Annotated in this window: 15 protein-coding genes; 13 read left to right on the top strand and 2 right to left on the bottom strand. The window is 35.1% G+C overall.

The genetic code is table 11. The annotated features are described in order from the left end of the window. Positions 1–77 precede the first annotated feature (77 nt). From BVF91_RS11690 to BVF91_RS11660, 7 genes are all read left to right on the top strand, one after another. Positions 78–353, top strand: a complete 276-nt coding sequence (locus tag BVF91_RS11690) for a CopG family ribbon-helix-helix protein (RefSeq protein WP_013297076.1) — start codon at positions 78–80, stop codon at positions 351–353. A 1-nt stretch (position 354) separates the two neighbouring features. Then, complete coding sequence (locus tag BVF91_RS11685; RefSeq protein WP_014758038.1) at positions 355–705, top strand: type II toxin-antitoxin system PemK/MazF family toxin; 351 nt, start codon at positions 355–357, stop codon at positions 703–705. Between the two features lie 117 nt (positions 706–822). Beyond that, positions 823–1,269, top strand: coding sequence for a hypothetical protein (locus BVF91_RS11680; RefSeq protein WP_085113574.1), 447 nt, complete (start codon positions 823–825; stop codon positions 1,267–1,269). 112 nt (positions 1,270–1,381) lie between these two features. Beyond that, positions 1,382–3,403: a DUF5693 family protein gene (locus BVF91_RS11675; RefSeq protein WP_085113573.1), complete on the top strand. Its 2,022-nt coding sequence runs from the start codon at positions 1,382–1,384 to the stop codon at positions 3,401–3,403. 37 nt (positions 3,404–3,440) lie between these two features. Continuing rightward, positions 3,441–4,520, top strand: coding sequence for a polysaccharide pyruvyl transferase CsaB (gene csaB / locus BVF91_RS11670; RefSeq protein ID WP_085113572.1), 1,080 nt, complete (start codon positions 3,441–3,443; stop codon positions 4,518–4,520). Positions 4,521–4,522: 2 nt separating this feature from the next. Then, on the top strand, positions 4,523–5,254 hold the full coding sequence (locus tag BVF91_RS11665; protein ID WP_085113571.1) for a WecB/TagA/CpsF family glycosyltransferase: 732 nt from the start codon (positions 4,523–4,525) through the stop codon (positions 5,252–5,254). 21 nt (positions 5,255–5,275) lie between these two features. Beyond that, positions 5,276–6,121: a YitT family protein gene (locus tag BVF91_RS11660; protein WP_085113570.1), complete on the top strand. Its 846-nt coding sequence runs from the start codon at positions 5,276–5,278 to the stop codon at positions 6,119–6,121. A gap of 29 nt (positions 6,122–6,150) precedes the next feature. On the opposite strand, the gene BVF91_RS11655 is transcribed toward BVF91_RS11660, so the two are convergent. Further along, entirely contained in the window at positions 6,151–6,666 is a 516-nt protein-coding gene (locus BVF91_RS11655; protein ID WP_085113569.1) for a ferredoxin domain-containing protein, read from the bottom strand. Between the two features lie 242 nt (positions 6,667–6,908). Between BVF91_RS11655 and nadA the strand changes: the two genes are divergently transcribed. From nadA to BVF91_RS11635, 4 genes are read left to right on the top strand one after another with little or no spacing between them, the layout of a single operon-like run. Further along, on the top strand, positions 6,909–7,817 hold the full coding sequence (nadA, locus tag BVF91_RS11650; RefSeq protein WP_085113568.1) for a quinolinate synthase NadA: 909 nt from the start codon (positions 6,909–6,911) through the stop codon (positions 7,815–7,817). After that, positions 7,814–9,418 carry an L-aspartate oxidase gene (gene nadB, locus BVF91_RS11645; protein WP_085113567.1) on the top strand — a complete coding sequence of 535 codons (1,605 nt, stop codon included), beginning with the start codon at positions 7,814–7,816 and terminating at the stop codon, positions 9,416–9,418. Before nadA ends, nadB begins: the two co-directional genes overlap by 4 nt. After that, on the top strand, positions 9,384–10,211 hold the full coding sequence (gene nadC, locus BVF91_RS11640; protein WP_502688662.1) for a carboxylating nicotinate-nucleotide diphosphorylase: 828 nt from the start codon (positions 9,384–9,386) through the stop codon (positions 10,209–10,211). Before nadB ends, nadC begins: the two co-directional genes overlap by 35 nt. Before the next feature lie 37 nt (positions 10,212–10,248). Beyond that, a complete protein-coding gene (locus tag BVF91_RS11635) occupies positions 10,249–10,953 on the top strand; it encodes a DUF421 domain-containing protein (protein ID WP_085113565.1) in 705 nt (234 codons plus the stop codon). 19 nt (positions 10,954–10,972) lie between these two features. Here the strand turns inward: BVF91_RS11635 and rd are convergent, their stop codons facing one another. Beyond that, a complete protein-coding gene (gene rd / locus BVF91_RS11630) occupies positions 10,973–11,131 on the bottom strand; it encodes a rubredoxin (RefSeq protein ID WP_013787237.1) in 159 nt (52 codons plus the stop codon). Positions 11,132–11,304: 173 nt separating this feature from the next. Between rd and BVF91_RS11625 the strand changes: the two genes are divergently transcribed. Continuing rightward, positions 11,305–12,471, top strand: a complete 1,167-nt coding sequence (locus tag BVF91_RS11625) for a hypothetical protein (protein ID WP_085113564.1) — start codon at positions 11,305–11,307, stop codon at positions 12,469–12,471. 122 nt (positions 12,472–12,593) lie between these two features. Continuing rightward, positions 12,594–13,718, top strand: coding sequence for a Gfo/Idh/MocA family protein (locus BVF91_RS11620; RefSeq protein WP_085113563.1), 1,125 nt, complete (start codon positions 12,594–12,596; stop codon positions 13,716–13,718). The last annotated feature ends 234 nt before the right edge of the window (positions 13,719–13,952 follow it).

Here is a 13,952-nt window from a genome sequence, read left to right as displayed (position 1 = left end):
TAAAAATAATAAAGATTGACATTAATATATATAGCAGTATATAATAAATTATATAAGTGTGTTAGGAGGTCATAATTGTGGGCGAGACAAAAAGAATACTCGTCAGTTTGCCGGAAAGCTTACTGGAGGAAGTTGATGTACTTGCAGCTATGGAAAATAGAAACCGCAGTGAATTTATAAGAGAAGCCATGAAATTATACATTAAAGAGAGAAAGAAGATGAAGATAAGGGAGAGCATGAAGAAAGGGTACCTTGAGATGGCGGCTATAAATGCAGAACTTGCGGAATTGGGCCTAACCGCTGACAACGAATGCTTTAACGGATACGAAAAGAAATTGAAAAAGTGTGATTGATATGATTGTAAAGCGTGGAGATATTTTATATGCTGATTTAAGCCCTGTCATAGGCTCAGAACAGGGTGGTGTTAGGCCCGTACTTGTAATACAGAACGATATCGGCAATAAGTACAGCCCTACAGTTATCGTGTCAGCAATAACATCTCAGATAAACAAAGCTAAATTGCCGACACATGTTGAGATAAATGGAACGGAATACGGTCTTAATAAGGATTCAGTTATTCTATTAGAACAAATAAGGACTATAGACAAAAAGCGGCTAAGGGAAAAAATAGGCCATTTTGACCAAGAGATGATGGAAAAAGTAAATGAGGCATTGCAGATAAGCCTTGGATTGATAGATTTTTAAGGACAGATTAGAAAAATGTCCTTTTATTTTTATGGCATTTTTCGCGATTTAAAGAGATTTTTGTTGAAATAGGCAAATTTTTTGTATAAAATAAAATTAAAGAAGGGGGCTTAGCTTGTGAAGAAGATTTATGGATTGATATTGGTATTTGTTGTGATGTTAGCTGTAATTGGAATTGTGTACGCTGATTCGACTCAAGATCCCGGTAGTCAACAGGATCCGATAGTCACAAAAAGCTATGTAGATAGCAAGTATGATGATTTAAAAAGCTACATAGATAGTAAAGCAAGCACATCAAGCAGCAATTACGACATAGTCGAACTAAAACCTGGTGAAAGCATCACACTTTATCAAGGATCTGAGGCTATAGTCAGAACTGACAATACATCAACGATTGTCACCAGCACTGATGGCGTATCGGATTTGACAGGTGGAAAAGATTTAAAAAACAATGCATTGATACCAGCAAATCATCTGTTGCTTTTCCCACGGTCAGATGGCAGAGGAATAAAGGCGAAAGCTGATACTATAATCGTGGTAATGGGAAAATACACAAAAAATTAAAATGCGCTTTAAAGCGCTTTATTTTTTTCTAAAATATGGTATTGCCCAAGGTTATATTAAAGTGATATAATTCAAGTGATACAATACTAAAATAATGAAGGAGAGATATTCTTTGAGTCTAAAGAAAATACTCGTATTTTTTGTAGCACTATCATTAGCAGTATCTGCAATTGTAGATGTATCAAGAATTAGCATTGAAAATAAGTACAACACGGTGGAAACCGTGGCTGACCTTTATAACTTTGAAAATTTGGCTGAGAATACGGGAATGAGTGTACAGGAAGTTCTGACAACATTAAAAGATAACGGCTTAAAAGGAGTGGCAGTACCTGAAGTAACGTTAAACAGACTTCAGGAAATCGGCAAAATAGCACTTTACAAAATGTCGGATGTGGAAAATATTTATAACCTTAAGAATACCGCTGGCAATTCTGCACTGACGTCATACATTAAAAGCTTAAGCGACAGCCAAAAAAGGATCGAGAAGGATTATATCGTTGTAACTACAGACGATGTTTCGACTTATGATTTCTTGAAGTCATCTTTGACTAAAAGGGTACCGTCTGGCAAGTTGACTATTTTAAAAAATGGGAATAACTATGCATTTATCTTAAACGAAGACATGGACACTTTTGCTGACCAAGGCTTAGGTTTTGACAAAAATGATTTAGACATGGTAAAATCATTGGGTCTTGATATAATACCAAGGGTTGAAAATTACAATGGCATAAAAGACAAAGACATACAAAACTACGTAGAGCTTTTAAAACATTACGGCGTGAAGACAGTAGTGTTTGGCGGAAATGATGTATTGGGAAACCCTGATAAAATATCGTATGCGGCATCTTTATTTAAAAAGAACGGAATCGCTATCGGAATTATTGATACACCTATGGGCAAAAGCTTACAAGCTGGAACAGAAAAGTTTACGAAATTTGACGGTTACGATGGAGCTAAAGTTTACGGCCTTTCTGAAGCTGAGACAGCTAAGTACGATACAAGTGGAATAGTTGATAGATGGTACAGATCTATCATAGAGAGAGATGTGCGAATTATATACATTAGAGCAAAAGTCGATACGACTAAGTCTCAAAATTACAATTTGAAGCAGAACATATCCATGTTGAAAGAGATAAATGACCTTGTGAATTATGCAGGACTTAATTTAGGCGTAGTAAAGCCTTTAAGCCCGATTCATCAATCAAAGATAATAGAAGTGTTGATTTCCTTAGGCGTTGTTGCAGGTGGAATTCTCCTCTTAATGCTTTTTGGACTTAGGGAAAGGTACTCCTTAATACTTACGATTTTAGGCATCGTCATATCGGCGCTTTTGATTTTAACAAAGTACAATGACCTTGGCGTCAAATCAGTAGCTTTATTGTCATCTATAATATATCCATCGCTGGCTATAGGGTATTTCATCGATGGCAGCAAAAAGATTATCGATGGCGGAGAAGATGGCCATTATGTGAGAGATTCGCTTTACATTTTCTTTAAGACTGTTTTAATATCTTTAGCCGGTGGGTTAATAATTGCGGCGATTATGGCAGACAGCAAATACATGTTGAAGTTAGACTACTTTAGAGGCGTGAAGTTGTCATTTACGGTACCGGTGGTAGTGTATATAGCGTATTACGGCTATAAAGTGTGGAATATAAATACATTTAAGAAATTGACTGATGCTTCCATTAAGATACTAAATACAGAGATTAAGATATGGCATGTATTGGCTGTTTTGATAGCTGGTTTTGTAGGAATTGTATATATTTCGCGAACAGGCAATTCACCAATCATAAAGCCTACATCTATAGAGCTTAAGTTTAGAAGCTTGCTTGAACATTACCTTGTAGCAAGGCCAAGGACGAAGGAATTTTTAGTTGGATATCCTGCTTTAATATTAAGCATATACGCTGCTAAAAAGAAATCAAAATCAATGAATTTTATACTTGGAATACTGGCATCTATTGGAATACTGTCGATGCCTAATACTATGAGTCATGTGGAAAGCGTGCTTAAAATTGCGTTAGAGCGTACTGTAATAAGCTGGGTGTTTGGGCTTATAATAGGGTTAGTTGCATTAAAAGTTGTTGATGTTTTTATGAGATATATAAAGATAAAGAATGTTCACAATTGATTTTACTTACTTTTATTAAGCCGTGGAGGTAAAGATAATGAAAATTTTGATATCGGGGTATTATGGCTTTGAAAACACTGGCGATGATGCTGTCTTAGAGTGCATCGTCGCCGGACTTAAAGAAAGAGGTGTAGATGACATCACGGTGCTTTCAAATGCGCCTTATGTTACTTCATCTAAGTACGGTGTAAAGTCTATAAATCGAAATTCACTTAAAGATATTTTTAACGGGATAAGGGATTCTGATGTCATTATAAGCGGCGGTGGAAGTTTAATACAAGATGTCACAAGCAGCAAAAGCTTATGGTACTATCTATCAATAATCTTTTTAGGTATTTTGTTGAGAAAAAAAGTGTACATCGTAGGACAAGGAATAGGGCCTATACAGCACAAATACAATAAAATTTTGGCTAATTTTTTATTAAAAAAGGTAGACATGATTACGGTAAGAGACAAGGATTCGCTCTCTATTTTAAAAGAACTTAATATCGAAAAAAATGCTATTCTCGCTGCTGATCCTGTCGTTAACTTAAATGTCTGCAGCGATGAAAGAATAGAGAAAATATTGGAAGACGAGGAAATCGATAAGAATAGGTACATAGTTGTATGTACCAGAGAGTGGGGAAACAATGAATTATCGCGAGTAGAGCTTGCTAAAGCTATTGATGCCATATCAACAAAGTACAACTTAGAAGTTGTTTTTTTGCCATTTTACTATAAAAAAGATGAATTAGAGAGTAAGAAGGTAGCTAACTACTTAAAATCTCCTTATAAGGTCATAAGAGGTAAGTACGAGCCTAATGAAATATTGGGAATAATAAAAAAATGCAGTTTACTTATTGGGGTAAGACTTCATTCACTGATATTTGCTTTGGTGGCATTAGTGCCATTTATAGGCATATCTTACGATCCGAAAATTGATGGTTTTTTGAATTCAGTCGATTCAAAGATTTTTAAGATAGACAAGTTTTCTTCAGATGAAATAGTCAACTATGCTGAATCTATTTTAAACAATAGAGATGAGTTTATAGAGAATTTAAAAATTCATCTTAAAGCGTTAAGAGAATTGTCTAAAAACAACTTCGTATATTTAAAAAATAATGATGACGAGGTGTAAAGATGGTTGGAAGGTTTGTGATTTTCGATGTGCCGATTGATAAAGTTAATATGAAACAAGCTGTTGATGCTGTAGAAAAATTTTTATCTGAAGATAGACTTCATATGATTGCCACTCCAAATGCTGAGATTGTAATGATGGCGCAGAAAGATCCTGAGTATAAGGAGATTTTAAACAAGACAGACTTAAATGTTCCTGATGGCAGTGGTGTTATTTTTGCATCAAAGATTTACAAGGAAGAGCTTCCGGAGAGAGTTGCAGGATTTGATTTGATGATGGAGCTTATAAAAGTTGCCGCTGAAAAAAAGTATAAGATATATCTTTTAGGTGCTAAATCTGATGTGGTGAAAGGCGCATATCTTAATTTGAAAAGGCAGTACAGTGAAATCGACATAGTTGGATTTCACGATGGATATTTTAGTAAAGACGATGAAGCGGAATTCATAAAAGACATAAATGAGAAGAATACAGATTTATTATTTGTCGCATTAGGCGCACCAAAACAAGAAAAATGGATATACGAGAATAAAAATAGATTAAAAGCAAAAGTGGCAATTGGCGTTGGCGGAAGCTTTGACGTTATAGCAGGGAAAGTCACTCGCGCGCCAGAAATATACAGGAAGTTGGGGTTAGAGTGGTTTTATCGCCTTTTGAAAGAGCCATGGAGATATAAGCGAATGATGGCATTGCCTAAGTTTGCGGTTAAAGTGCTTTTTTCAAAAAAACCAAAGTGATGTAAGAAAGGACACATTTTTATGAGCGAAAAGGTAAAAAAGATCGTAATGGATTTTATCTGGATCACAATAGGTACACTGCTGCTTACTTTATCACTTGATCTATTTTTGATACCAAACCAGATTGCTCCTGGTGGTGTAAGCGGTCTTGCCATCGTTTTAAATTATATTTTTAAGTGGCCTGTTGGAGCCGTCACACTCCTCATAAATATTCCTCTTTTTTTAATATCCATCAAAGTTTTGGGTTCGGTTTTTGGAGCTAAGACGCTGTACTCTACTTTGCTTCTTGGTGTTTCAATTGATGCCCTATCGTTTTTAAAGCTTATGACCCATAACCCGATGCTGGCGGCTGTTTATGGAGGCCTTATAATGGGCTTAGGCCTTGGGATAGTTATAAAGTACGGTGCTACTACAGGTGGCACTGACCTTGCAGCAATGACGCTTCACAAGTACATACCTTTTCTGACCGTTGGCAGGATTTTGCTTATCATAGATTTTATAATAATCGCATTAGCTGGAATCGAGTTTAGTCCGGAGCTTGCTTTATATGCATTAGCAACAGAATTTATTGCGATAAAGGTCATAGATGTCATTCAAGAAGGAACCGATTACGAAAGAATTGCTATAATTATCTCAGATAAATACGAGGAAATAAGCCATTCCATCCTGTACGACATGGATAGAGGTGTTACGGAGCTAAAAGGTGTTGGAGGATATTCTAAGCAGGAAAAAAACGTTTTGCTTGTGGTTGTAAATAGAAGCGAAGTAACCACATTAAGAAATGTGGTCAAAAAAATAGACCCAAAAGCTTTCGTGATTTTGTCTACAGCCCATGAGGTTTTAGGTGAGGGATTTAGAAACATGTAAGAAAGGACATGGTTATTGCCATGCCCTTTTTATCTATCAAAGTATATGTTTTTTCCCGTAGCTGACAACGGTATGCCTACTACGATTTCACCATCTATAAGATTTAATCTCTTTGCGCTTATGCCGATCCTGTACATTATTCGGTTGTCTACGTTTAGCATGCTGGCAGTTTTCACTGCAGATCCTATTGCAATGCCCAGATCGATAAGCCTCCAAGCGCACATAGGGCCGTCAAATTCTGTTCCTTTTTTGAAATCTGGCAGCTCATCGCACTTGTTGTATCCGCAAGCTCCGCAGTTTAAACCAGCTTTTTTTGGCTTGTTAAGAGAAACAAGCAGCACGGCGCCAGATCTTTCGACATTTTTGCCGTCCCTATCGAAATTTTTCTTTCCAGATTCTATTCCGTATTTAACCATATCTTCATTAAGTCTTTTTAAATCGTCTCCGGTTATGACTTTTGTCTCTATAAAGTCTTGACCGGATGCTTTTGGTGCTGTTCTTGCAGACAAAGCCATGAGTTCTGCTGCTAATTCGATAACATTCATTGAAATCCCTCCATTTATTTTTATCACAACAATATTATATTACTATTTTCTCACCATACAAAATCATACAGCGCAATGTTTTAGTATATAATAAAATTTTTAGTTGGCATATAAAAAGCTTTTTTATAAGACAATATTAGTAGCAAATAAAAGAAATCACACTTCTATGTATATACAGCATTATAGACAATAAACTATACAAGTGCTAAAATATTATTAAATTTATAAAAGGGGAAATACAAATGGATAAAGACATTTTAAATAAAATAGATAAGCTTAAGAAAGAGCGAAATGCAGTTATATTAAGTCATTTTTATCAAAGACCAGAGATTCAAGATATCGCTGATTTCATTGGAGATTCACTGGAATTATCAAGGAAGGCGGCAGAGACAGATGCAGATGTAGTCGTATTTTGCGGTGTCCACTTTATGGCTGAAACCGCCAGCATACTGTCACCTGATAAGATGGTACTTCTTCCAAATATAGGTGCAGGTTGCCCTATGGCTGAAATGGCTGACTATGATGGACTTTTAAGGTTAAAAGAACAACACCCAGATGCTTATGTTGTAAGCTATGTCAACACTACTGCAGAAGTAAAAGCGTTAAGCGATATATGCTGTACATCTGCCAATGCTGTAAAAGTAGTAAATACAATACCAAAGGAGAAAGAGATTATCTTTGTCCCAGACAAAAATTTGGGACGCTATGTAGAAAAGGTGACAGGGAGAAATATGATAATTTGGCAAGGATACTGTAATACTCACAATAAGTTGTCAAGACTTGAAGTCCAATTGACAAAGGAAAAATATCCTGAAGCAGTGGTATTGGCTCATCCAGAGTGCAGAGAAGATGTTTTAGATATTGCAGATGGAGTTTTCTCTACATCTGGTATGATAAAATTTGTAAAAGACAGCAATGCCAGTGAATTTATAATATGCACAGAAGATGGCATATTACATCAATTGCAGAAAAAATATCCTGATAAAAAATTCATACTTCCTTCTAATAAGCTGGTATGTCCCAACATGAAGAAGACGAAAATTGAAGATGTTTTGTATAGTCTTGAGAATTTGCGGCCAGAGGTAAAAGTCCCTGACGATATTAGACAAAAAGCTATTATTCCAATTAGAAGGATGTTAGATGTAAAATGAGCTACAGCGTAAATTTTGATTCTAATGAAGTGGAAAGCTACATGAGCGATTATGCAATAGTTGGCAGTGGTATAGCTGGCCTTAATGCAGCCTATTTGGCAAAGGACTATGGAGAAGTTTTTTTGTTGACCAAAGATAGACTTTCCCACTCAAGTTCATCATTGGCACAGGGCGGTATAGCCTGTGTAATATCTCAAGTAGATAGCTTTCAGTCTCACATAGAAGATACTGTTTATGCTGGTGCGGGGCTATGTGACAGAGAAGCTGTAGAAGTCTTAGTTAAAGAGGCGCCATTAAATATTAAGAGCCTTATTGATTTGGGCGTTAACTTTGACAAGAAGGATGGTCAGCTTGAGCTAGGAAGGGAAGGGGCACATTCTGCAAATAGGATAATACATGCGGGAGATTACACTGGTAGAGAAATAATAAATGGACTTATATCTGTTTTAGATGGTGTCAAAATTTTCGAGGATACTTTAGTTCTTGATTTGCTTGTAAAAGATAATATGGTGAAAGGTGTTTTAGCGAAGAACTTGGTTTCAAATCAATTTTTCATCGTGTGGGCAAAAGTGGTTGTATTAGCAACGGGCGGTGCCGGAAATCTTTTTTTAAATACGACAAATCCTGACACATCAACGGGTGATGGCATTTCACTTGCAGCAAGACAAGGTGCAGTGTTGAAAGATATGGAATTCATGCAGTTTCATCCGACCGCACTGCATGGCAAGGATGGGGAAAGGTTTCTCATTACTGAAGCTATAAGAGGTGAAGGTGGCATACTTAGAAACGAAAAAGGTGTAAGGTTTATGCCATTTTATCATGAGTTAAAAGAGCTTGCGCCACGGGACGTGGTTTCCAGAGCAATTTTAAGCGAAATACGCAAAAGCAAAATAGATTATGTATACTTGGATGTTTCAAATATAGACAAAAGTTTGTTTAAGAGGCGCTTTCCTTCTATATTCGAAAAAATTGAAAAAATGGGTATTGACATTGAAAAAGATTATATACCTGTATCACCTGCTGCACATTATTATATGGGTGGAATCGCTACAGATCTAAACGGAGAAACTACTATAAAAGGGCTTTACGCTTGTGGAGAATGTGCTTGTACTGGCGTACAAGGAGCTAATAGGCTTGCCAGCAATTCATTGTTGGAAGGTTTAGTTTTTTCCACGAGGGCTGTTAGCGATTCAAAAAAATATTTAAACAATAAGATTGTACCTTCTCATTTCTACAATTATGATAAGATTGATATGGAAATAGATGTAAATAAACTGAGGCATAAGCTGCAGCATCTTATGGAGGCGAATGTTGGCATTATAAGAAGTGAAAGCAGCTTAAAAACAATGCTTAATTGGCTAAAACTTCATGGAGATATACTTTACATGAATGCAGATGATAGGGCGAAAAGCGAACTTTTAAGTTTATACATTTTAAGCAAGTACATGACAATATCTGCTCTTTTAAGAAAGGAAAGCAGAGGAAGTCATTTTAGAACTGATTACCCGGAAGAAAATGAAATGTACAGAAGACATATATTGATAAAAGGAGATGAAATTTATTTTGATGGACAGGATTATAGCACAAAAATTGATAGATAACTATATTTTGGAGGATTTAACGTGGGGCGACATTACTACAGATTTGCTTATAACTAAAGGTGTAAAAGCTAAAGGATATTTATATGCAAAGGCTGACGGTATAATAGCTGGTATTGATGCTTTTTTGATGGTTTTTAATGCTTTTGATAAAGATATAGAGCATGTAAAGTATTTTAAAGATGGTGATGCTGTTAAAAAAGGTGATTTGATATTAGAGACTTATGGTGAACTGAATTCTTGCCTTAAGGCGGAACGAGTCGCACTAAACCTTATGCAGAGGATGTCAGGAATAGCCACATACGTCAGGATGCTTAAGGACATAATAAGTGAAACTAAGGCTCAATTGACAGATACGCGAAAGACGATGCCTGGCTTAAGGTATTTTGACAAATATGCAGTTTTGGTAGGCGGTGGTATTAATCATAGGTACAATTTATCTGACGGGATTTTAATAAAAGATAATCACATAAAAGCAGTTGGAGGAATTAAAAACGCATTGACTATGATCAAAAACAGTGTTTCCCATACTAAGAAAATAGAAATAGAGGTTGAGACGATCCACGAGCTGAAAGAAGCGCTGAAATACGGAGCAGATATTATAATGCTTGATAACATGACTATTGGCATGATGAAGGAAGCTGTTGAAATAACTGATGGCAAAGCAATATTAGAGGCATCTGGAAATATCAATGAAGACAATATATTGCAAGTGGCTAAAACAGGCGTTGATATTATATCAGTTGGTGCAATTACTCATTCGGTAAAGGCGCTTGATATAAGTTATGATTTATAAGATGTGTTAAGTGGAACAATAACCATGAGGTGATACAATGCAAAAGTTTTGGGAAGGATACGGCGACCTTACATTGGCCTCATGGGTTTTAAGAGCATTAACTGCTTATGTTTTACTTTTGTTTCTTTTAAGAATAATGGGGCAGAGAACTCTTTCTAATATGAAGATGAGCGATTTTGTCATATCTATAGCCTTTGGAAACATCATTGCTCATCAACTTTCTGACAGCAGTTTAGGTTTGAGGGGCCCTGTGATTACAAGTGTAACATTTGCTGTTTTGTACATTCTGTTTAATTTTTTTACGATGAAATACACTAAATTAAGGAAAATGGTTGATTTGGATGTCATACCGCTTATATATGAAGGTGAAATCATAAAAAGCGGATTAAAAAAAGGCAAAATAGACTTAGATTTGCTGATGACAGAGCTTAGACTCCACAATGTTTTGAGTGTTAGAGATGTTCATGCTGCATATTTAGAAAGCAACGGGAAGATAAGTATAATAAAGAATGTAGACAGTCAAAGTGTGACATTGAAGGATCTGGACATAAGAAAGGCCCCTATACATGCTCCTATAGCTATCATTGAAGATGGAATAGTGTTGCACAGAAATTTAGAGATGATTGGAAAAGATGAAAAGTGGCTTATGGAAAATTTGCACGCTTACAGCATATCGAATTTTAAAGACGTTTTTCTTGCAGTATATGAAACAAATGACATACTATACGTTACAAAAAAATAAGGAGCAATGCTCCTTATTTTTATAGTTTTTCAAACTGATCCTTTCCTACACCACAATCAGGGCATACCCAATCATCTGGCAAATCTTCAAACTTAGTTCCTGGTGGTATATTTTGCGTTGGGTCGCCAACTTCTGGATCATATATGTACCCGCAAACTGTGCATTCCCATTTTTCCATATTTCTCAACCCTTTCTTTTTTTTATCTATAACTATATTATATCAGCTAAGAATAGCCAAAATCAATATTGAAAATGATTTTATTCCAAATTTTGCACAAGCGTGTTATGATTGGTATAAAATGGATTTGATTTGGCATATAATTTAATAAAAAAACGAAAGGTTGTTCAATAATGAGAAAAATAGCTGTGTTAGTTATTTTGGCATGTGCAATTCTTGTGTCGTGTGGGAAAGCAAAACCTGTTGAAAATAGCGTTAAAACGGCAAACACAGTAAAGAACAAAGAAGTTAATAAAATGGAAGTAGATTATAAAAAATTGTATTACGGACTTCCTGAAGTCAATCTTCCTCAGTACAATTTTGTTTACTCAAATGCGGATGACAATGCTTATAAGAAAATTGTATTTGCAAATTACGACAAGCTTCTTATATACGATGGAAAAGCTTTGGTGCTATTTAGAAACAAAAAGTTTTACAAGGTAATAGATGCAGAAAAAATCAATTTAAAGTATTTCCAAGGCAATAAATCGACAAAATTTATATTCAGTCCTTATGGAAATTTTGCGGTAGGAGGCAATAGTTTGTCGGATGATGAAATATATTTAATAAATGTTAATACAGGTGAACTTCGTAATATATATTCAGGTGATATTGATAAAGTAAATGTCAATTGGTCGCCCTTGGAAAAATACTTAGTTTTGTTAGATGATGATAAACCATCAAAAGCGTATATTGTAAATTTAGACAATTTTAAAATATATGCTAAAAACCTTCCATTTGATGCTAATAATGTATGTATTGATGACATGGGAAAGGTGTTTTATGATGGCAATGGAATATTTAAAGATGACAGCAAAATATCGTCTGGCAACTTGATATGCATAGATTATGACAATTTGTATGCTTACGAAGATAAGACATTTACCTTAAGAGATGTGCTAACGGGTAAAAGCTTAAATAATTATGATGTCGGATTTAAAATAGGAAGTGCAATGTATAAAGATGACAACATACTTTTAAAAGATGCAGATGAGAATGATAGCATCATATACAACATCGACGAAAAAAAGTTTTACAAGGTTGATGGAAATGTAATAAACATATCAAAAGACATCTTTGGAAAAAAGTCCTATTATTTTGTAAAAAGGAATGACACAGGTGATATTTTTATCGTCGATGAAGCAAGTGGAAAATCAAAGAAGACACTGTATGCTTTTTCGCCGATAGTAGATATAAATACATACTTAGGTTTTTCTATTGGGAATGAAATAGATCCATCAACAGTTAAAATTGGTGTTAATGACAATAATCTAAGCTATACTGTTGATTTAATAAACTAAAAATTTTGATGCGGAGCGATTGCCTCCGCTTTTTGATTTCTGATGAATTTTATAATCATACAGGTATGTAGTATAATTTATAAATAGATAATATGGTAATTTTTAACGAAAGGGTGTTTGCTATGGCAAAGGAAATAAAATTAGGATTTGTGGGTTTGGGATACATTGGGACTATTCATGCTACCGCATGTTTTGCAATGCCTTTGATTTTTAAAAACCTACCATTTAAAATCAAATTCGGCTCAGTATGTAAAAATGACATAAATGGTATACCTTACTTTTTTGAAGGCGGTGTAAAAACCGTTGACGAATTGTTAGAAGATAAAAACTTAAATGCTGTTGATATATGTACTCCTAATTTCTTACACAAACAACAAGCCATCGAAGTAATGAAAAGAAATTTGAATGTGTACCTTGAAAAACCTATTGGATTAAATGGTGAAGAAGCGTTAGAGCTGGCAAACATGGCAAATGATAAAAATATAATAAATCAAGCAGCTTTGATGTACAGATTTATGCCTGCAATAAACCAAGCAAGGGATATGATTAAAAATGGTGAAATAGGAGATGTGCTTAATTTTAAAGCTTTAATGTTGCACTCCGGATATTTGGACCCGAAAAGACCTATGTCGTGGAAAATGCGCTTTGATACATCTGGTGGCGGTTCAATAATAGATCTGGGCATACATCTTATTGATGCTGTTCGATTTATGTTAGGAGAAGTAGATGAAGTTCGAGCAAACTCAAAGACATATTTTAAAGAAAGGCCTGTATCGAAGACTGTAGGCGATTACGAAGAAGTAGACGTAGACGATTGGACAGAAGTGCGAATAACCATGAAAAATGGTGCTTGGGGTACTGTTGAGACATCGAGGATATCTGCAGAAATTGAGGAAGAAACACAATTTTTAATATATGGTACAAAAGGTTCAATAAAAATATCTACAAAGGAGCCCAGATATGCTCATCTATATGTAAAAAATGAAAATCAATATACGATTGGCGCTTATAAAAATAAAAGTATATTTTCAAAATACTTAGAAACTATATATCCAGATCCTAAGTATTCATTGGGATTTATGGTAGACATGCATTTAGCAAGCCTTATGAATTTCTTCTTAAACATTGTAGAGGGGAAAATAGTACATAAAGAAACACCAACTTTTGATGAAGCTTATAAAAGTCAGTTAGTGATAGACAAAATAATAGAATCCGCGAAAGATGACGGTTCTTTGATAAAACTTTAAGTCGTAAAAAGGAGAATAGACGAGAAAATTGCGGTAATTTCTGCATTATCTCGTCTATTTTGATTTATATAGACATATTTTAATGTTGATATATTTTTTTAGAAGTGGTATATTAACATACGTCGCTTCTTTGAGGAGCGAATAAAGACACCACAAAATACCAGACAGAAAGCAGTTGACAGAGAGAAGATAATGTGGTAAGATAGACGATGTCGCGATAAGCGGCGAGGGAAA

The sequence above is a fragment of the Thermoanaerobacterium sp. PSU-2 genome (genome assembly GCF_002102475.1).
In the GTDB taxonomy this organism is placed as follows: domain Bacteria; phylum Bacillota; class Thermoanaerobacteria; order Thermoanaerobacterales; family Thermoanaerobacteraceae; genus Thermoanaerobacterium.
Note: the sequence above shows the minus strand (reverse complement) of the source record. Positions and strands in the feature narration are given on the sequence as shown.

Excerpts from the sequence above, each read along its gene's own strand:
- BVF91_RS11625 (WP_085113564.1), top strand. The coding sequence starts at position 11,305 with ATGAGAAAAATAGCTGTGTTAGTTATTTTGGCATGTGCAATTCTTGTG.
- nadA (WP_085113568.1), top strand. The coding sequence starts at position 6,909 with ATGGATAAAGACATTTTAAATAAAATAGATAAGCTTAAGAAAGAGCGA.
- BVF91_RS11635 (WP_085113565.1), top strand. The coding sequence starts at position 10,249 with ATGCAAAAGTTTTGGGAAGGATACGGCGACCTTACATTGGCCTCATGG.
- nadC (WP_502688662.1), top strand. The coding sequence starts at position 9,384 with ATGGACAGGATTATAGCACAAAAATTGATAGATAACTATATTTTGGAG.
- BVF91_RS11685 (WP_014758038.1), top strand. The coding sequence starts at position 355 with ATGATTGTAAAGCGTGGAGATATTTTATATGCTGATTTAAGCCCTGTC.
- nadB (WP_085113567.1), top strand. The coding sequence starts at position 7,814 with ATGAGCTACAGCGTAAATTTTGATTCTAATGAAGTGGAAAGCTACATG.
- BVF91_RS11665 (WP_085113571.1), top strand. The coding sequence starts at position 4,523 with ATGGTTGGAAGGTTTGTGATTTTCGATGTGCCGATTGATAAAGTTAAT.
- BVF91_RS11655 (WP_085113569.1), bottom strand. The coding sequence starts at position 6,666 with ATGAATGTTATCGAATTAGCAGCAGAACTCATGGCTTTGTCTGCAAGA.
- csaB (WP_085113572.1), top strand. The coding sequence starts at position 3,441 with ATGAAAATTTTGATATCGGGGTATTATGGCTTTGAAAACACTGGCGAT.
- BVF91_RS11660 (WP_085113570.1), top strand. The coding sequence starts at position 5,276 with ATGAGCGAAAAGGTAAAAAAGATCGTAATGGATTTTATCTGGATCACA.
- rd (WP_013787237.1), bottom strand. The coding sequence starts at position 11,131 with ATGGAAAAATGGGAATGCACAGTTTGCGGGTACATATATGATCCAGAA.
- BVF91_RS11620 (WP_085113563.1), top strand. The coding sequence starts at position 12,594 with ATGGCAAAGGAAATAAAATTAGGATTTGTGGGTTTGGGATACATTGGG.